This window comes from Arthrobacter mobilis (assembly GCF_012395835.1).
In the GTDB taxonomy this organism is placed as follows: Bacteria; Actinomycetota; Actinomycetes; order Actinomycetales; family Micrococcaceae; genus Crystallibacter; species Crystallibacter mobilis.
Window position 1 is genome coordinate 406,463 of sequence record NZ_JAAZSQ010000001.1, and the last position, 18,034, is coordinate 424,496.

The window sequence follows — 18,034 nt, forward strand, 5'->3', positions numbered from 1 at the left end:
GTGATGACTGTCGCAAGCACCACCTCACCCGGAGGTCTTCTTCATGTCACCTGACCACGCCGAATATCACCAACGTCCGTGGTCAGTACAGCTAGCGTTCGCTGCCTGCCCCGCACGCTTCGCGCACGGGGACCCCTGGCAGCTCTCTTAGAGGCCCGCCGCGAGCGAAGCGAGCGGTGGGCAGGCCCGGGCCGGTCGGCTTCGCCGCCACAGCGGGTCCCTCGCGCCCCACTCGGAGGGACCCGGCGCGCCGGTCTTCACTGCGAGGGGATCCGGGGCCGGGGTCCGGACTTGAGGTCCGGCCCCCGGCCCCGGCCGTTGGCTGCCGCGTCATCTCAAGGTAATTCGAGGGTGGATATCCTGTCCGCTATGGCCTCCGGTCCTGGCAGTTGATAGGTTGGAAATGCTCTAGCAATAGAGTGCACTGCAAGACTCGCACGAGGTGCCGGGGGTGCACCTGTTGGCGTGCAGCGGCCCGGCGGCGCCGCTGCACCACCTCACCGGTTCCAAGCCAGGCCGGGGTGAACCCGAGGCAGCCGCAAGGTTGGGGGCCTCCATCATGAATAATTCCGACGTGCCGCGTCGGCGCCATCGGCTCAGGGCCGGTCTGGCTGCCCTGCTCGCCGGTGTCATGATCGCGGCAGGAGGATATCCGGAGGCGGATGCGGGAACCAGCGACCCGGCCCCGGTGGCTACGTCAACGGCAACACCCGGACAGGCCCCGGCCGTGGAACAGACGCCGGTTCCCCTGACCAAACCGCCGGGCGGGCAAACCGCCGATCAGCAGGCAGCCCCCGGCGACGGGCCGGCACCTGGCAGCGGTCCGGCAGCGCCGCCGCCTTCCGTGGACCAGCCGGCCGGGAACGGCTCCGTCCCGGCACCCGGACCCGACCAGCCCCCGGCAGCTGAACCGGAACAGCCGGCCACCAAGCCGGAGCAACCGGGCAACGGCACCGGAAGTGGCCGGCCGGACAGTTCCCCGGCGGACGGTTCCGCGCCCACGACCAACCAGCCCAAGCCCAGCGAACCTGGGCCGGACCAGCCGGACCCGGACCAGCCGGACACCGGCGTGGACACGGAGACGGAAACCGGCCCCGGAGCCGCGGGAGGAGGATCCTGGGATTCCGGGGAGAGCGATCAGCCGGCCCAGCTGCGCCTGGTCCAGGCGTTCAACGTCCCGAAGGCGGACTTCGGCCGCTTCTGGACCCTGTCCGCGAAACAGGGGGAGCGGACGGTGTTTGGCGGCCGCGGGCCGGAGGTTCCGGCCCGTGGCTTCGCAAACGTCCCGGCCGGCGCCGCCACCGTCCTGTCCGCCCGGATGGATCCAGGCTGGTCCCAAGCTGCCGATGTTGCCGCAGAACCGGCGTGGAGTTGCCGCGATGAGCGCAGCGGCGAAGGCGTTGCCGTGCGGGGCGGAGACACACTCGGTTCCCTGGAACCAGGCCAGCGCGTGCTGTGCGTGGCCGCCGTTCAGCTGCGCGACGGCCCGCTGAGCGTGACCAAGTCGGCTGTGACGCTCACGCAGGACCCGGCGGGCAGGTGGAACCTCGGCTACGAGATCCGCGTGATCAATACCTCCCGGACCGCAGATGCCGGCTACGGGCTGACGGACACCTTGGACTTTGGGCCCGGCATCGGCATTGTGTCAGCTGCCTGGACCCGGCTTGGCACCCAGCCGCGGGTGTCCGGCAGTTGGCCGGACACGGACAGGAACCGCACCCAAACGCTGGCCGCTCCCGGCACTGCCATCGGCCACAGTTCCACCGGGGAGACCGTCCACACCTACCATGTCAGCGCCGTCGTCACGGTTGACGAGGATACGGCGGCGGCAGCGCTGGAATGCCGGCCGGGCGACGAAGCCTCCGGCGGGCTGCGCAGCACCGCGGTGCTGAACAGCCGGATCGAGGCGTCGGCCTGCCGGACGGTACCGGTGGGCGTCCAGGTGGACAAGGTGTGGACCATCAATGGTACCGACTACCTGCATGGCAGCCGCCCCGGGGGCTTCGGCGCCTCCCTTCGGCTGTCGACTGCCGGAGCCGTCCAGCTGGCGGGGGAGGTGCGCCCGGAGCACACGCAGCAATGGGGCACGGCAGCCGGCGGTTACCGTCCGGGAGCCGACCTGGATGTCACGGAGTCGCTCACCCTGCCCGAAGGATGCGAAGCCGTCCGCAGTTCAGGCACCGGTACGCAGCAGCTGTCGGCGGCGCTGAACCGGCTCACCGTCCGGACCGTCGTCGAATGCACCCAGCGGCTGACATTGGTCCACACGCTGGCCCCGGCCGAGCTGGCCGGGCGGCTGTCCGGGAAGTGGACCCTGACCGCCACTCCGGAAGGCGCCGTGGCACCGGAACTTTCCGGCACCAGCGGCGCCTCCGGCGAAGTCCAGGCGGGCAGGACCTACCGGCTTGATGATGCTCCGGCCTTCCTGGGGGACCAGGAGTTCGCTGCGGAACCTTGGCGCTGCCGGCTGGATTCGGGCAGCGGGAAACTCGTCCAGCAGGGGTCGAGCGTCGTGCCCGGCTACGGCCAGCACATCACCTGCACGGTGGCCAACACGTGGCAGGGCCCCGGGCTGGAGGTCAGCAAGAACGCGGGCAATCCGGCCCCGGTCCCCGGCACGGCAGGCACGCAGTGGGAGGTTGTCTACGGGGTCAGCATCAAGAACCCCTCGATGGTTTCCCCCGCCCGCTACACCCTGGTGGACTGGTTGGCCTTCGGCCAGGGCGTCGAGATCGTCTCGGCCCGGTGGATGCTCCCGGCGGCGGGGCTGTCAGGCAGATGGACGGAGCCGGGCAGCTTGCCGCTGGAGACGCTGGCTGCCGGCCGGGCGATCGATGTCATGGACAGCCACGACTACCTGGTGACCGTCCGGGTCCGCGTCAAGCCGGGAACCGCCGTCGAAGACCTGGACTGCCGGCCGGAGGACTCCGGACAGACCGGCATGATGAACATGGTGGCGCTGAACGGTGGCACGGTGGTGCAGGCCTGCGCGGCACTCGACCATCTGGTGCGAAGCGGGCCGACTGCCGAAGGCGGCGTCCTGGTTCCGCCCGGGCCGGGCCCGGGCAGCGGGCCGGCAGACGCACCCGCCAAGCAGGCAAATGCCCCCGGACTGGTCAGGCTGAGCCCGGTGCTGGCGGTATCGTCGATCGACCAGCGGGGCGTGGTCACTGCCGCCGCCATGCTGCTGCTCTCCGCCGCCCTGGTACTGTTCCTGTCCCGGCCCCGCCGGCACTAGGGATTGCGAGGCTCCGCCGGCCTGGACCGCGATTCGGACCGCGGCGCGGCGCCTGCTAAGCTTGATGCCGATGCCTAGGCGAGGGAACGCCGCAGAGACTGCGGCAGATCCGTGATCGACGGTGGCTGGAAGGCTTGTTTTTCTGGACATTTTCCTTGACCTGGCGCTGCCGACCGGCTGAAAAGCCAAGACTTAAAGGAGAATGCCATGACTGAGCAGAAGCTCGCCGCCGAAATCCGCAGCGAATTCGGCAAGGGTGCCGCCCGCCGGGCCCGCCGCAACGCACAGATCCCCGCCGTTATCTACGGCCACGGAGCGGAGCCCCTCCACGTCCTGCTGCCCAAGCGCGAGACTACGCTGGCCCTGCGTACCGCCAACGCGCTGCTGTCCCTGGACGTCGACGGTGATGAGCACCTGGTCCTGGCCAAGGAAATCCAGCGCAACCCGATCCAGCAGATCATCGAGCACGTCGACCTGCTGACCGTCCAGAAGGGCGAGAAGGTCAGCGTTGAGGTCAACATCCACGTCGAAGGCGAGGTTGCCCCGGGCACCGTCTTCAACCTGGAGCACCCGACGGTGTCCGTGGAGGCCGAGGCCACTCACCTGCCCGAGACCCTGACCATCAACGTCGAGGGCCGCGAAGCCGGCGCGCACGTCCACGCTTCGGACATCGAGCTGCCCCAGGGTGTGGCGCTGCTGGTCGACGCCGACACCGTGATCGCCACCGTTTCCGCCGAAGCCGCTGCGGCTGAGGCCGAAGGCGAAGCTGCCGGGGCCGCCGAGGCTGCCGCCGAGTAACGACGGCGGTATCGGAGCTTCGTGAGCAGCGAAACCTGGCTGGTAGTCGGGCTCGGGAATCCCGGGCCCGACTACAGTCATAACCGGCACAATGTGGGTCAAATGGTGCTCGACGAGCTGGCTGCCCGCATCGGCGGCAGCTTCAAGAGCCACAAGGCCCGTGCCCAGGTCCTCGAGGGCCGGCTCGGCATTGGCGGCCCGCGCGTGGTCCTGGCCAAGCCGCTGACCTACATGAATGTTTCCGGCGGGCCCACGGCGGCGCTGGCCAAATTCTTCGGGATCGGGGCGGACCACGTCATCGCAGTCCATGACGAGATCGACATCCCGTTCGGTACGATCAAGCTCAAGATCGGTGGCGGCGAAGGCGGCCACAACGGACTGCGGGACATCTCCAAGGCGCTCGGCACCAAGGACTACCACCGGGTTCGCGTCGGCGTCGGCCGGCCCCCCGGACGTATGGACACGGCGGACTACGTGCTCCGCGACTTCGCCGCCACCGAAAAGAAGGAACTGCCCTTCCTCATCGGCGATGCCGCCGATGCGGTCGAGTCGCTGGCCTCCGAAGGGCTGCTGAACGCCCAGCAAAGGTTCCACTCGGCCGGCAAATAGCGCCCGGGCGGGAGGGGTGCCGTCAGCGCGTGGCGGATTGGCGGAAGTCCGCCCAGCAGGCATATTATTGAAGTTAGCCATTAGTGGCTCCCAGAGCGGGGGCCGACGATGGGCGGCCTCTGAGACTGGGCCACCCCCATCCCATCGTCGGCCCCTTTTCCATGCCCTCTTTCACGGGCAGTCCTTCCGTCCCGGGCGCTGCGAACTTAGGCTGGGCTCAGGTGCCTCCGTGGCGCTGAAGTGGAATAATTAGCCAAGGTTTGTCTTGCGTAATGGCCGACAACCGCCCGTGTCCGCCGACGAAGGAGCACCCTGGTGCCAGTGGTTTCCACCCCCGCCACCCTCAAGCCCGCCCCTGCGGCCCTGGACAACGCCGAAGTCCTGCGGATCCGCAACGACTTCCCGATCCTGGGCCGGCCGGTCAACGGGCATCCGCTGGTGTACCTGGATTCGGGGGCGACCTCGCAGAACCCGGCCAGTGTCCTGGAGGCCGAGCAGGAATTCTACGAACAGCGCAACGCCGCCGTGCACCGCGGTGCCCACTCCCTGGCGGTGGAAGCGACCGAAGCGTTCGAGGCCGCCCGCGAGGCGGTGGCCGGTTTCGTTGGCGCCCGCGGCAACGAGATCATCTGGACCTCCAACGCCACCGAGGCGATCAATCTGGTCACCTACGCATTCTCCAATGCCACCGCCGGCCGCGGCCCGGCGGCAGCGCAGCAGTTCCGGCTGGGTCCGGGGGACGAGATCGTCGCCACCGAGATGGAGCACCACGCCAACCTGATTCCCTGGCAGGAACTGGCCTTCCGCACCGGCGCGACCTTCCGCTACATCCCGGTGGACGACGACGGCGGGCTCCGGCTGGAGGAGGCCGAAAAGGTGATCGGCCCGCGCACCAGGGTCCTCGCCTTCACGCACGCATCCAACGTGCTCGGGACCATCAATCCGGTCCGGACCCTGGTGGAGCTCGCCCATGCCCAGGGCGCCTTCGTCGTGCTCGATGCCTGCCAGTCGGTGCCGCACCTTCCGGTGGACGTCAAGGAGCTGGATGTGGACTTTGCCGCGTTCTCCGGCCACAAGATGCTCGGCCCCACCGGCATCGGGGCACTTTACGGGAAGGCCGCGCTGCTCAATGCCATGCCTCCGTTCCTCACCGGCGGCTCCATGATCACCACGGTGACGATGGAGCAGGCCGAGTACCTGCCGGCCCCGCAGCGCTTCGAGGCCGGGACGCAGAAAATTTCCCAGGCGGTGGCCCTGGCGGCGGCGGTGAACTACCTGCAGGAAACCGGGATGGACCGCATCCATGCCTGGGAGACCCACCTCGGCCAGCGGCTGGTCGCCGGCCTCGAGGCGATCGAGGGCATCCGGGTGACCGGCCCGAAGGCCGGCAGTGAACGGATCGGCCTGGCCGCGTTCGACGTCGACGGCGTGCATTCCCACGACGTGGGCCAGTTCCTGGACGACAAGGGCATCGCGGTGCGGGTGGGCCACCACTGCGCCCAGCCGCTGCACCGCCGGCTCGGGCTGGTCTCCACCACCCGGGCCAGCACCTACCTGTACAACACCACCGACGACGTGGACGCGTTCCTGGACGCCGTGGCCGGCGTGCGCAAGTTCTTTGGAGTGGCCAAGTGAGTTCCGACCTGGAGCAGCTCTACCAGCAGATCATCCTCGACCATGCCCGGGCCAGGCACGGTTCCGGGCTGGCGGAGGCGCCTGCGGGGGACCGTGTCGGCGAATCCCACATGCTCAACCCCACCTGCGGCGACGAGATCACCCTGCGGGCCAGCGTGCACGACGCCGGGGACCTGATGACGATCTCGGGGATCAGCTGGGAGGGCCAGGGGTGCTCGATCTCGATGGCCTCCGCCTCCGTGCTGCACGATATGGGCACGGGCCTGCGCCGCCAGGACCTGCTGGAGCTGGTGGACCACTTCCGCGAGGTCATGCGCTCGCGCGGCGCCCTCGAGGCGGACGAGGAAATTCTCGGCGATGCCGCTGCCTTTTCCGGGGTGGCGCGCTATCCGGCCCGGGTCAAATGCGCCATGCTTGCCTGGGTGGCGCTGGAGGAAGCGCTGCTCGCCGCCGGGTAGCGTGCCCCTGGCGGCGGTGCACCTTGGGGAAATCTTGAGCCACTTCTGGCCGTTCCTTGACGCACAGCCGCCCACTGCCTCCTTATAAGTAGTTGTAGTCACAAATAAACCGGCACGTCAGCTCCGTAACGGGATCGCCTACCGTTGCATCCGGGCTGCTGCCGGAATCGCACCTTGACGTGAATTTGTGATGACAGCCGTTCATTGGGGGAGTGGTATGGCTAATGTCGCATTGTCTTTGCATGAGGGTGGCCGGATGTCGGGGGACGGCCGGCAGGAGTCCGAACGGACGCTGCGGGTAGTGCCGCCCTGGCGCCGGCAGTTCGTCGGGCGCGAAGAGCTGCTCGACGCCGCACGGCAGGCGCTGCAGTCCGCGGCCGGAGCGGGCATCGTGCTGGTGGGCGGCCCCGGCGTGGGGAAAACCATGACGGCGCAGCATCTGGTGGAGCTGTACTTCGGCAACGCCTGCGTCGTCCAGGTCCGCGGCAGCGCCGCCACCGCCGGGCTGCCGTTCGGGGCCCTGGGGTTCCTGCTCAGCGAGGTGTCCGCGGATGCGCTGCAGCACCCCGTGGTGGTGCTGCGGGAGGCATCCCGGCTGCTGATCGAACGCGCAGCCGGGCGCAGCCTGCTGATCCTGGTGGAGAACCCGCAGGAACTGGACCCGATGACCGCCGCGGTCCTGATGCAGCTGGCACGGGCGCGGATGGCCAAGCTGATCATCAGCGCCGCAGGGTTCCACGGGCTGCCCGAACAGTTTGCCCGCCTATGGTCCGGTGGCGAACTGTTGCGGCTGGACATCGGCAACTTCAGCCGGGAGGAGTCCGGACGCTTCATCGAGGCCCTGCTCGGCGGACCGGTCTCGGGGGCCGCGGCCGGGGTCTTGTGGGAGCTGAGCGCGGGCAACCCGCTGTTCCTGCGGCTGCTGGCACTGGAACAGCGCAGTGCGGGGGTGCTGGCGCAGCGTGACGGGGTGTGGGTGCTGGCCGGCCGGGTGGTCCACTCGGGTGAAATCACCGACGTGGTGCGTGCCTGGCTGGGCACCTTCACGCCCCGGCAGCGCAGCGTCCTGGAGCTGCTCGCCTTTGCGGCGGAGCTGCCGCTGGAACTGCTGCACGGCCGGGGAGATGCGGCGGCCGTGGACGAACTCCAGGAACTCGGTGTCCTCGACGTCGCCGGCGGACGGCCGGCCATGGTCCGGCTGAAGCAGCAGCTGGCGGCAACCATCCTGCGCCAGAGCGTGCCGCCGGGCCGGAGCCTGGAACTGTACGCGTCCGTTGCCGGGCAGGTCGAGCCGGCAGCGCTGTCGCCCGAAGCCGCGCTGCGGATCGCCGCCTGGGCCCTGGAGTGCGGCAGGAAACCCGGCCGGCAGGACGCCCTGACCGGCGCCTGCCTGGCCAACCGCCTCCGGGACCTGCCGGCGGCCCTGCGCTTTGTCCGGAGCATTCCCGGCAGCAGCCGGGATCCGGAGTTCGTGCTGGAGGAAGCCCGCGCGCTCAATGCCATGGGTGACCCGCTGGCGGCGGCCCAGGCGGCCGCGCGCGGGCTGCAGCTGCCCCGCACCGGCGGCCTGACCACCGCCCGCCTGCTGCTCGAACGCCACCGCGCGCTGCGTACCGGGCCCGCGTCCGCTGCCGCTGCCGAAGACGTCCTGCAGGACCTGGGCCGGCTGGTCCGGAACCCGCCGGCCGGGACCAGCGCCGCGGAACTGCCGGCCATGTACCGGGAACTGGTCCTGGCCGAAGCCGAGCACGCGGTCTTCGCCGGGCGGTTCGCCCAGCTGCCGCCGCAGGCCGCCGCGTACTTCACCGACCGGAGCCTTCCACTGCGCGAACGGCTGCGGTTCGGCTCGCTGCTGGCCCAGGCCTGGGCGGCGACCGGCCGGATGGCCGAGGCCATGGCGGCCGCAGAACAGCTGGAGGCCGCCCTGCCAGCCCCCGGCCTGGCACCGACCGAACGCGGACAGCTGCGCGGGGAGCTCTTCGGCATCTACCTGGCAGCCGGCCTGTGGTCCCGGTGCACCCGGCTGCTGGAGGGTGGAATGGTCCTGGCCGATGTCTCCGGCGGCACCGCGGCGGAACTTGCGGCGGGACTGCTGCACACGCTCTGCGGACGGGCCGACCAGGGACGCGGAGCGCTCGAAGGCGCCATTGCGCAGCTGCGGCCGGCCGGTGGTTCCGCGGTCCTGCCGCTGGCGCTTGCGGCCGCGGCGCATGCCTGCGCCCTCGGCGGAGACCAGGCGCGGGCCCAGCACTACCTGCAGGCCGGTGCGCAGGCCCGGCAGTCCGGCTCGTGGGCGATGCGCTCGGGCACGGACTATTTCCGGCTGGCCGCGCAGGCGCTGCTGGGCCGCCGCGAGGAGGCGGTGGACGAGCTGGCCCGGCGGGCCGAACAGGCTGCTGCCGCCGGCCTGCCCTCGCTGGTACCGCTGTACCTGGGGACTGCGGCGCAGCTCGGGCACCTGCCGTCGCTGCACCGCCTGGCCGGCACCGGTGAAACCACCGATACGGCGCACTGGCCGCTGGCCCGGATGCTCCAGCTGCTGGCCGAGGGCCGGCTGCACAGCGAGGCGGGCCCGCTGCTGCAGGCCTGCGAGCTGGCCCGCGCCGAGGGCAACGATCTGCTGGCCTTCGAACTGGCGGAGGCTGCGGGCCGGCTGCCGGCAGACGAACCGCTCCGGCAGCGCGCCCGCGTCCTGCAGCGTGAAACCTTCCGCAGGCTTGACCGCTACCGGAGCACCCGGCGGCGCATCGAGGAACTGAACGACTTCGAACGGAACCTGGCGCTGGCTGCCGGGCAGGGGCGCAGCAGCACGTCGCTGGCCAAGGAACTGCACCTTTCGCCCCGGACGGTGGATTGGCACCTGGGAAAGATCTACAGCAGGCTCCAGGTCTCCGGCCGCGCCGAACTGCGCGAAGTCCTGAACTAGGAGGCGGCCGTGACCGGGGGATACGGAACTGACCTGCTGGTGGGCCGCCGCGACGTCATGGCCGAGGTCCAGGCCGGCATTCTCGGCCCCGGTGGCGGGGCGCTGGTCATGGCGGGCCCGGGCCTGGGCAAATCCGCCCTGGCCCGGGCAGTGGTGGCCGGCTTGGAGGGGCGCGTGCAGCCGCTGTGGATCTACGCCGACCCGGCGCTGTCCGGCATCCCGTTCGGGGCACTGGCGCCCCATCTGGGCACCCTGGCAGCCGGCGAGGCAGGTTCGGTGCTGGCCGCCATGCGCTCGCTGATGGCGGGCCTGCGCAGCGCCTGCCCGGAGGGCAAACCCGTGCTTATGGTCGTCGACGACATCCACGACCTTGATGACAGCAGTGCCGTCCTGGTGGCCCAGCTGGTTTCTTCCGGGACGGCGAAGCTGCTCGCCCTGGGACGGAACCGGCCGCAGATTCCCCAGGAACTGTTGTCGCTGGCCTCGGACCAGCTGCTGACCCGGCATACGCTGCGGCCGCTGACCCAGCCCGAAACCGATGAGTTGTGCCGGGCTGTCCTGGGCGGACCGGTACTGGCCGGCAGCAGCGCTTCGCTGCGCGCCGCGGCCGGCGGCGTGCCCGGATTCCTGCTGGCCTTGCTGGCACAGGCCCGGCGCAGCGGGGCGCTTCTCCAGCGCAACGGTGCCTGGGTACTGGCCGCAGAGCCCGGGCCGCCTCAGGCCCGTCTGGTCGACCTGGTCAGGGCCCAGCTGGGCCACCGTTCCGAGGCCGCCCGCGAAGCGCTGGAAACCATTGCCCTGGCCGAACCGGTGCCGCTGCAGGTCCTGCTCAGGTGCGCGGCGGGCGCGTGCGTGGATGAACTGGCCGACGGTGGAACGGTCACCGTGGGGGAGGACAGCCACCGGCTCGTGCGGATCGGCCATCCGCTGCATGCGCAGGTGATCCGGGAAACGGTTCCGGCCGGCCGCAGCCTGCGCCTGCGCCGGGAGGTGGCGGCGGCGATGGGCGGCTGCACGCTGCCGCGCGCCGGCATGCTGCGGCTGCTCGAGTGGTCGCTGGACTGCGGATTCGACGTGTCCGAGGGGCAGTTGCTGCGCGCTGCCAGGCTGGCCAATGACAGCTTCGACAGCCGGCTGGCCCTCAAGGCCGCCGAGGCGGTCACGTCAGCCCGGCTCCGGACCGCGGCACAGGTCGAGATCGGCCGGGCCCATGCCAACAACGGGGATTACGGGCAGGCGGCGGCCTGCCTGGACGGCCTGCTGGCGGATGCCGCGGACCTGCCGACCGCCGCCGCGGCCGCGCTGCTCGGCGTCCGGGTGTGGCTGCACGGGCCGGGGACGGTGCCTCCTGAGGACCTTCAGGACCTGGCCTGCCGGTGGGCGGAGGCCGTGGAGCGGCTCGCCGCCCCGGAGGCCGGCGGACGGCACGGCCGGCTGGCGGAATGGTCCAGGAGGGGCATCGACCTGATCCGGTTCGCGGCGCAGGTGGCCGAGGGCGACTATTCCCGCGCCGAAGCCGGGCTGGAGGGCATCATCGGCCAGCCGGACGGATTCGCCGAATGTGCGCTGCTGGCCCGCGTGCTGGCCGGCGAGGTCCTCATCGCCACGGGCCGGGCCGAGAGCGCGGCGCAGCTGACCAGCCAGGCAGTGCAGATGCTGCAGCAGGCCGGCGGCCGGCTGCTGCCGTTCTGCGCACCGGTACTGTCCCTGCATGCGCTGGCCCTGGTCCGCCGGGGCAGCCTGGACGAGCTGTCCCGGCTGCTGCCGGCCTTCCTGCAGTCCGCCGCCGGCCAGGCTCGGGCCGCCGGGGTGTTCAGCCTGGCGGCGGCTGCCGGACAGACAGGGTCAGCCGGACTCCACCTGCTCAAGCCGGCAGTCGAGGACCTGGCGGCAGGCAGCTGCCGGCGGCTGCTGCCGCTGGTCCTGGCCGCCGGCGCCTATGCGGCGGCGCTGGCCGGGGACGATGCGGCGGCCGACGGATACCTGGCGAGGTTTTCCGCCTCGGGCACCGGGGCGACAGCGCAGCTGCAGCTGCTCGGCCGGGGGCTGGCCGCGGCGGCCGGGTTCCTGCGCGGGGGCTCGGAAGCCATGCTGGCCGGGCTGCGCGAAGCCGCCGGCACCGCCTCGCGGCGGGGCTGGACGGGGACCGAAACCGAACTGCTGACCGCCGCCGTGCGGACCGGCGACCTGGCTGCCTTGGATCAGCTGATGAAGGTCACGGACGGCGCCGAAGGGACCTGGGCAGCGGCGCTGAACACCATGGCGCGCGCCATGAAGGACGCAGATCCTGAGGCGCTGGCAGGCCTGCGGGAGCGGGAATACGGCGCGGAAGTTCTGGCCGTAGCCGTGGACGGCCTGAAACGTGCGGCCGCCGGCGGTGCTTCCCGGCCTGCGGCCCTGTCCGCCGCCCTCCTGCCGGCGCTGGAACGGCCCGGCCTGCGGCCGGGCAGCGGGCACCGGGAGCCGGTGGAGGCAGCCGGTGCGGCGGTGCCGCGCTCCGGGACGGCCGCCGTGAGGCTGACCGGCCGGGAGCGGGATATTGCCGTGCTGGTGGCCCAGGGACTGAAGAATGCGCAGATCGCCCGGCAGCTGTGCCTGTCCGTGCGCACTGTCGAAGGCCACATCTACCGCGCGTTCGCCAAGCTCGGCATCAGCCGCCGGGACGAGCTGACGCCGGACCTGCTCGGCAGTGGGTAGCACGGTACGCGGCAGCACGCAGGGCAGGGTGCTGAGTAGGTAGCACCGGTAAGTACTACGCAGGGACAGCGCCGGGTCCCGAATCTAGGCTTTCACCGGGAGCAGGATTCTCGAAGCCGCAGTTGGGGGACTTGCGCATGGCTGAAACTGTTGAAGTATTCAAGCATGGGGAACAGGTGCCGCCTGCCGTCCCGGTGCCCGCCGGCCGCCGCCGGCTGGCCGGGCGGATCGCCGCAACCTTGTCGGCGCCGGACGGCGCGGGTGCCTTGGTGGTGGGGGGACCGGGAACCGGCAAGACCTGCCTGGCCCGGGAGGCACTGGCCAGGATGGGCCCGGCAGTCCACAGCGAGCGGGTCCGTGGCAGCGCCCTGGTGTCGGCCATTCCCTACGGGGCCCTCCACTACCTGCTCAGCGACGTGGACGGACGGCTGCTCGAGCACCCGCTCCATGTCGTGGCGGCCGCCGGCCGCCTGCTCCGGGAGCGGGCCGGCGGACGGAAAACCGTGGTGTTGGCCGACAACGCCCAGCTCCTGGACGACCAGGCGGCGGTGACCCTGGCACAGCTGGCTGCAGACGGCACCATCTCCTTGCTGCTGTGCGCAGAGGACATCTCGCAGATCCCGGCCAGCTTCGTCGGGCTGTGGCGGAACGGGCTGCTGCACCGGTTCGACGCAGCGGACTTTACCTTCGCCGAGACGGCGGACTGGGTGGCAGCTGCCCTGGGCGCGCCGGCCTGCGGCCAGGCCGTGCACGAGCTCCGGGCGGCGTCCGGGGAAATCCGATGCTGCTGGGCGTGCTGGCCGGAGAATGGGTACAGTCCGGCCGGCTCGCCCTGCAGGACGGCTGGTGGGTCCTGGCCCCGGTCCGGTCCAGGCCGGGGAACGGCCTGGACGGCTACCTGCCCGGCGCGCTGTCGGGCCTGGCTCCCGGACAGCGGACCATGGCGGAGATCCTGGCCATGCTGGGCAGCCTGCCGCTGGGCCTGCTGCGCGCTGCCGGCAGTGATGAAGACTTCGATGAAGATTTCGACGAACTGCACAGCCGCGGCATCGTGATGCTCGAGGCCGGTCCGGCCCCGGCAGCCGGGCTGCCGGACAGGCTCTTGGCCGAAGTCCTCCGCCGCGGGCTGCCGCCGGAGCGCTCGCGGCAGCTGCTGGGCATGGTGCTCGACGCCGGCGCCTGGCAAGCACTGGCCCGGACCGGCGGCGGCACCCTGTCCCTGGCACGCTGGGTACTCGATTCCGGCGCCGGCCTGGAACCGGCGCAGGCCCTGGCCGCGGCCCGTGCCGCCCTGGACCTTGCGGACCCCGCGCTGGCCCTGCAGCTGGCACAGCAGGCGGACGGGCACCCGGCCGCCGCCGTCGTGCGGGCCGAAGCCCACCTGGCCCTGCACGATCTGCCGGGCGCTGCCGCCGTGCTCGCAGCCGGGGAGGCCGAGGTGGCGGCTGCCACCGGTGCTGCGGAAGCGGAGGGCCGGTGGCTGCAGGCTGTGCTGGTCCGCAGCCGGGCGGCCCGGACGCAGCCGGGGACCGCCGGTCAGGCCGCCCGGCTGCTCACGGCCGCCGCCGAAGGGCTTGCCGGCACCGCCAGGGCCGGCTGCCTGCCGGCCCGGCTGCTGGACCTGGAGCAGGCTGACCTGGCCCTGTATGAAGGCCGGTTCCACGATATTTCCCAGGACATGCTGCACGCCTGCCTGCACAGCCCCGAGCCCGAGCTGCGGGACCGCTCGGCCGTGCTGCTGCTCCAGGTCCAGGCGGCCAGCGGCAGGGAGGCCGATGCGCAGCGGCTGGGCCGGGAACTGGCGGAGGCGTCCGGGCCGGGGGAGTCCGGCGCGGCCGCCGGCCTGCGGGAGCGGTTCCGCACTCAGGGAATGTGGGACGCCTACGCACGCCTGCTTGACCTGCGGGGCGGCATGGCCGCACTGCGTGACGGCCGGGTCTGGATCCAGGCCGGGATTGCCGAGGGACTGCGGCTGGCCGAAGCCGGCGAGCCGCGGCGGGCCCTGGAACTGCTGCAGCCGGCCCTGGGGCGGCTGCAGGATCCGGCGGGTTGGCAGCTGCTGCCGCTGGCGGCGTCCGCCTGTGCTTATGCGTTCGCGCTGTTGGAGAACCGGGACGGCGTGCGGGAACATCTGGACCTGGCCGGGGCCTCGGTCTGCCAGGGCGGGGTGCGCCTGCCGTGGCAGGCCGGGGCGGCCGCCCGCTATTACGCCGGCATGGCCCGCGCGACCGTCACCTCGTATTCCGCGGCGGCCGCCGGGCTGCGCGAGGACGGCCGCCGGGCCGAGGACCTCGGCGCCCTGGCCGCGGCGCTGCGCTACCTCAGCGGCGCCGTGCGGCTGGGCGACGTCGACGCCGCACCGGACCTGGTCCGCGTGGCGGCGCGGGTGCAGGGGCCGTTCGCCCAGGCCTGCGGCGCCTTCGGCTCGGGCCTGCTGCGGCAGGAACCGCCAGCCCTGCTGGCCGCGGCCGGGCTGGCCGCCGGAACGGGCGGTATGGTCTTTTCCCGCGAAGCGGCCCGCCTGGCCCTGGCCCTGGCCAGCGGCAGCGATACCACGCTGATGCGGCTGGCCCTGAGGTATATCTGTCCGGACGCCGCCGGCTTCGATTTCTGCATCGGCCGGCTCGGCGGGGACCGGTCCCTGACCGCACGCGAGCAGGAAGTTTCAGCGCGGGTCGCCGCCGGACAGTCCAATGCGGACATTGCCCGCCACTTCGGGGTGTCCGTCCGCACCGTCGAAGGGCACCTGTACAAGCTGTACGCGAGGCTTCAGCCCCGGCACGATCCGGTGCCCGCCGGCCCGGCCGGGGAAAGGATGGGCCGGCATGCCTGAGCGCACGGTATCCAACTCACTGGCCACTCCGATGCACGCTGCCCTCGCCGGGCGGCAGGACCAGCTGTCCGCCGCCGCCGCTGCCCTGACCGACCCGCGGTACCGCGGTGCCGCGGTGGTAGCGCCGGCAGGCATGGGCAAGACCGCTCTGCTGCGCGCCGTGATGGCCGCGGAGCAGGCACGGTTCCGGTTCTTCCCGCTGGCGGCCGGCGCCGCCGCCGGCATGGGGGTGCCCTTCGCGGCACTGACCCCGATGCTCTCATATCTGCCGGCCGGCGGGCCGCCCACCGCGGCGGACGTGCTGCGGACGGTGGAAGCGTTCATCGGCGCTGCCGCGCCGGCCCGGCGGCGCCCGGTGGTCGTGGTCGACGACGCCGATGAACTCGACGGCGGCAGTGCGTCGGTCATTGCCCGGTTGGCGGCCGCCGGCACGGTCCGTCTCCTGGTCAGCGTCCGGCCCGGCGCCGGCAGCCACAGCGGTGCGGCGGCACTGATCCGGGATGGCCTGCTCCGCGAGATCGGGCTCGCACCATTGTCCGGCGACGAACGGGACGAACTTTGCCGGACGGTCCTTGGTGCCACGGTCATCTCCAGCAGCGTCAGGGCGCTGGGCGAGGCATCCGGCGGCAATCCCCGCCTGCTGGGCCTGCTGCTGCAGGAGGCCCGCGACACCGGATCTCTGGTGCCGCGCAACGGCACATGGCTGCTGGCGGAGGAACCGCGCCGGGCAGCCCGGCCCTGCTGGACGCCATGAAGCAGGAGCTGTCCCGGCTGCCGGACGCCGAACGGTCGGCGGTGGCGGTGCTGGCCCTGCTGGGCCCGGTCCGCCGCAGCAGGGCTGAAGAATTTATTGGTCCGGACATCCTCGACGGCCTGGTGGCCGCAGGCTATGCCGTTCCCGGCCAGGCCTCCGGCGGGCCGGAGGTCCGCCTGGCGGCCGCCCTGCACGAGGATTCCCTGCGCCGGCTGGCTCCCCTCGGCCTCCGGCGGCAGCTGCACCGGTGGCTGCGCAGCCGCCCGGACGGCGAGGGCCCGGGGGCGCAGCAGCTGCCGGGCGTCCGGCGGGCCCTGGACAGCGGGGAACCGGTGGCCGACGGGCAGCTGCTGGCCGCTGCCGCGGAGGCGAACGCCCGGTTCCTGCCGGGGACGGCCCTGCAGCTGACCGGCACGCTGGCCGGCACGAGCGCGGCGGCAGCGGTGCAGGCGGCGCGGGCCCAGCTGTACCGGGGGCAGCTCAGGACGGCCCGCTCCCTGGCCTGGCAGGCCATCCGCACCGCCGCCGACCCGGACGTGGTCGCGGAGGCAGCCGGCATCGCCGGCCAGCTGGTACGGCAGCAGGGGCAGGCGGGGTACGAGGAACTGGCAGCCGGGTGGTCTGCAGCCCTGGCCCGGCTGGAACGGCAGCACCCGGGGACGGTGCCGGCCGGCGCCGGTCCGCAGTTGCTGCGCCTGCAGGCACTGCATGCAGGCGGCCGCCCCCGGGAAGCGCTCGGGGAACTGGAAGAGCTGGCCGGAACCTGTCCGGACCCGGCAGTCCGCAGCCAGGCACTGGTGGTGCTGGCCGAGGTCCAGGCGGCCGCGGGCCTGGCCGTGCGCAGCACTGCCACCGCCGGCCAGGTGCTGGAGGCGGTCGACGGCGGCGCCGGCTGCGGTCCGGTTCCGGCACCGCAGCTGCGCGTCCGCCTGGCGCGGCAGCTGATCCGCAACGGCGAGCTCGAAGCCGCCGACCGGCAGCTGGCCGCGCTGGAGGCCTCCGGGGCGGGGGCCATGCTGGTCTTCGGCGGCACGCTCGATTTCCTCCGGGCCTGGCTGGCCCTGAAACGGGGGTTCGCCGGCGCAGCACGCGGACTGCTGGCCGTGGCCGTCGAGGGCCTGCGGGTGAGCGATCCCGAACTGTTGCTGCCGTATGCGCTGGGCCGGGCGGCCGCCGCAGCCGCGGAGGCGCAGGACCGTCAGGAGGCGGACCGGTATGCCGAGGAGTTCGGCGGCCTGGAGCATCAGGGACCCCCCGAGACATCCCTGCTGGCGCAGGCGTACGTCGTCCGTGCGGATGCCCTGGCCGGCAGCGTCGAGGAGGCGCTGGAGCGGCTGGCGGACATCGCCCGGATCCTGGTCGAGGGTGGCCTGCTGGCAGCGGAACTGGAGGTCCGGATGCTGATGCTCCGGCTGGGGGACCGCGGCCGGCTCGATGACCTGATGGCCTGTGCCGGCGCCGCCGAGGGAACCGAAGCCGCCGTCTGCCTGGACTATGCCCGGGCAGTGCGCGCCAGGTGCGGAAGGCAGGTGCTGGCCGTAGCGGAGCAGGCAGCGGAAGCCGGCTACCTGATGATCGCGGCCGACGCCGCAGCCCGGAGCGTCCGCCAGCCGGGAGGCGCGGCCGACCAGCCCCTGGCCCGCCAGGCACGCCGCTTCCTGCACGACCTTGGCCGCCGGTGGCCCGGGATCGGCGGCCTGCCTGCCTCCGATGTTCCCGCCGGCCAGCGGCTGACCCAGCGGGAACGCGACGTCGCCGTGCTGGCCGCCGGCGGCATCCGGACCCGCGAGATTGCCGGCCGGCTGGGCGTGTCCGTGCGGACCGTGGAAGGGCACCTGTACCGGATCTACGAGAAGCTGGACATCCACAGCCGGGGGGAACTGGCCGCCAGCCTTGGCCGGGACACCGGGCCGGAGCCTGCCCTGGGTAACCCGCCGGCAATCTGCCGGTAATCCTCGGGAAGGATTCCCGGTACCCGGCCGCAAAGTCGGGTGCAGGCTACCCATGCCCCCGGCCCGGGCGGTTCCCTAGGCTGGCGGATGAGCGGCCTGAGGACACACAGGCGAGTGTCCGGCCCTCACCGTCC

At 72.1% G+C, this 18,034-nt stretch carries 11 protein-coding genes; all 11 read left to right on the top strand.

All coding sequences use genetic code 11. The features are described 5' to 3' along the window. The first annotated feature begins 559 nt into the window (after positions 1–559). The 11 genes from HGG74_RS01945 to HGG74_RS21125 all read left to right on the top strand — a co-directional run bounded on the left by HGG74_RS01945 (position 560) and on the right by HGG74_RS21125 (position 17,900). Entirely contained in the window at positions 560–3,238 is a 2,679-nt protein-coding gene (locus HGG74_RS01945) for a hypothetical protein (protein ID WP_168484637.1), read from the top strand. Between the two features lie 207 nt (positions 3,239–3,445). Then, positions 3,446–4,036: a 50S ribosomal protein L25/general stress protein Ctc gene (locus tag HGG74_RS01950; RefSeq protein ID WP_168484638.1), complete on the top strand. Its 591-nt coding sequence runs from the start codon at positions 3,446–3,448 to the stop codon at positions 4,034–4,036. A gap of 21 nt (positions 4,037–4,057) precedes the next feature. Then, entirely contained in the window at positions 4,058–4,645 is a 588-nt protein-coding gene (gene pth / locus HGG74_RS01955) for an aminoacyl-tRNA hydrolase (RefSeq protein WP_168484639.1), read from the top strand. Positions 4,646–4,960: 315 nt separating this feature from the next. After that, positions 4,961–6,280, top strand: a complete 1,320-nt coding sequence (locus HGG74_RS01960; protein WP_168484640.1) for a cysteine desulfurase — start codon at positions 4,961–4,963, stop codon at positions 6,278–6,280. Further along, entirely contained in the window at positions 6,277–6,738 is a 462-nt protein-coding gene (sufU, locus tag HGG74_RS01965; RefSeq protein ID WP_168484641.1) for a Fe-S cluster assembly sulfur transfer protein SufU, read from the top strand. Before HGG74_RS01960 ends, sufU begins: the two co-directional genes overlap by 4 nt. A 217-nt stretch (positions 6,739–6,955) precedes the next feature. After that, positions 6,956–9,664: a LuxR C-terminal-related transcriptional regulator gene (locus tag HGG74_RS01970; protein WP_205761134.1), complete on the top strand. Its 2,709-nt coding sequence runs from the start codon at positions 6,956–6,958 to the stop codon at positions 9,662–9,664. Positions 9,665–9,673: 9 nt separating this feature from the next. Next, positions 9,674–12,361, top strand: a complete 2,688-nt coding sequence (locus HGG74_RS22075) for a helix-turn-helix transcriptional regulator (protein ID WP_168484643.1) — start codon at positions 9,674–9,676, stop codon at positions 12,359–12,361. Between the two features lie 137 nt (positions 12,362–12,498). Further along, a complete protein-coding gene (locus HGG74_RS01980; protein WP_168484644.1) occupies positions 12,499–13,416 on the top strand; it encodes an AAA family ATPase in 918 nt (305 codons plus the stop codon). Next, entirely contained in the window at positions 13,302–15,194 is a 1,893-nt protein-coding gene (locus tag HGG74_RS01985) for a helix-turn-helix domain-containing protein (protein WP_168484645.1), read from the top strand. The genes HGG74_RS01980 and HGG74_RS01985 overlap by 115 nt, the downstream gene beginning before the upstream one ends. Beyond that, positions 15,187–15,948 carry an ATP-binding protein gene (locus tag HGG74_RS01990; RefSeq protein WP_168484646.1) on the top strand — a complete coding sequence of 254 codons (762 nt, stop codon included), beginning with the start codon at positions 15,187–15,189 and terminating at the stop codon, positions 15,946–15,948. Before HGG74_RS01985 ends, HGG74_RS01990 begins: the two co-directional genes overlap by 8 nt. Next, entirely contained in the window at positions 15,894–17,900 is a 2,007-nt protein-coding gene (locus tag HGG74_RS21125) for a LuxR family transcriptional regulator (protein WP_205761136.1), read from the top strand. The genes HGG74_RS01990 and HGG74_RS21125 overlap by 55 nt, the downstream gene beginning before the upstream one ends. Positions 17,901–18,034 lie beyond the last annotated feature (134 nt).

Excerpts from the sequence above, each read along its gene's own strand:
- HGG74_RS01980 (WP_168484644.1), top strand. The coding sequence starts at position 12,499 with ATGGCTGAAACTGTTGAAGTATTCAAGCATGGGGAACAGGTGCCGCCT.
- HGG74_RS21125 (WP_205761136.1), top strand. The coding sequence starts at position 15,894 with ATGGCTGCTGGCGGAGGAACCGCGCCGGGCAGCCCGGCCCTGCTGGAC.
- HGG74_RS01990 (WP_168484646.1), top strand. The coding sequence starts at position 15,187 with ATGCCTGAGCGCACGGTATCCAACTCACTGGCCACTCCGATGCACGCT.
- HGG74_RS01945 (WP_168484637.1), top strand. The coding sequence starts at position 560 with ATGAATAATTCCGACGTGCCGCGTCGGCGCCATCGGCTCAGGGCCGGT.
- HGG74_RS01970 (WP_205761134.1), top strand. The coding sequence starts at position 6,956 with ATGGCTAATGTCGCATTGTCTTTGCATGAGGGTGGCCGGATGTCGGGG.
- HGG74_RS01950 (WP_168484638.1), top strand. The coding sequence starts at position 3,446 with ATGACTGAGCAGAAGCTCGCCGCCGAAATCCGCAGCGAATTCGGCAAG.
- HGG74_RS01985 (WP_168484645.1), top strand. The coding sequence starts at position 13,302 with ATGGCGGAGATCCTGGCCATGCTGGGCAGCCTGCCGCTGGGCCTGCTG.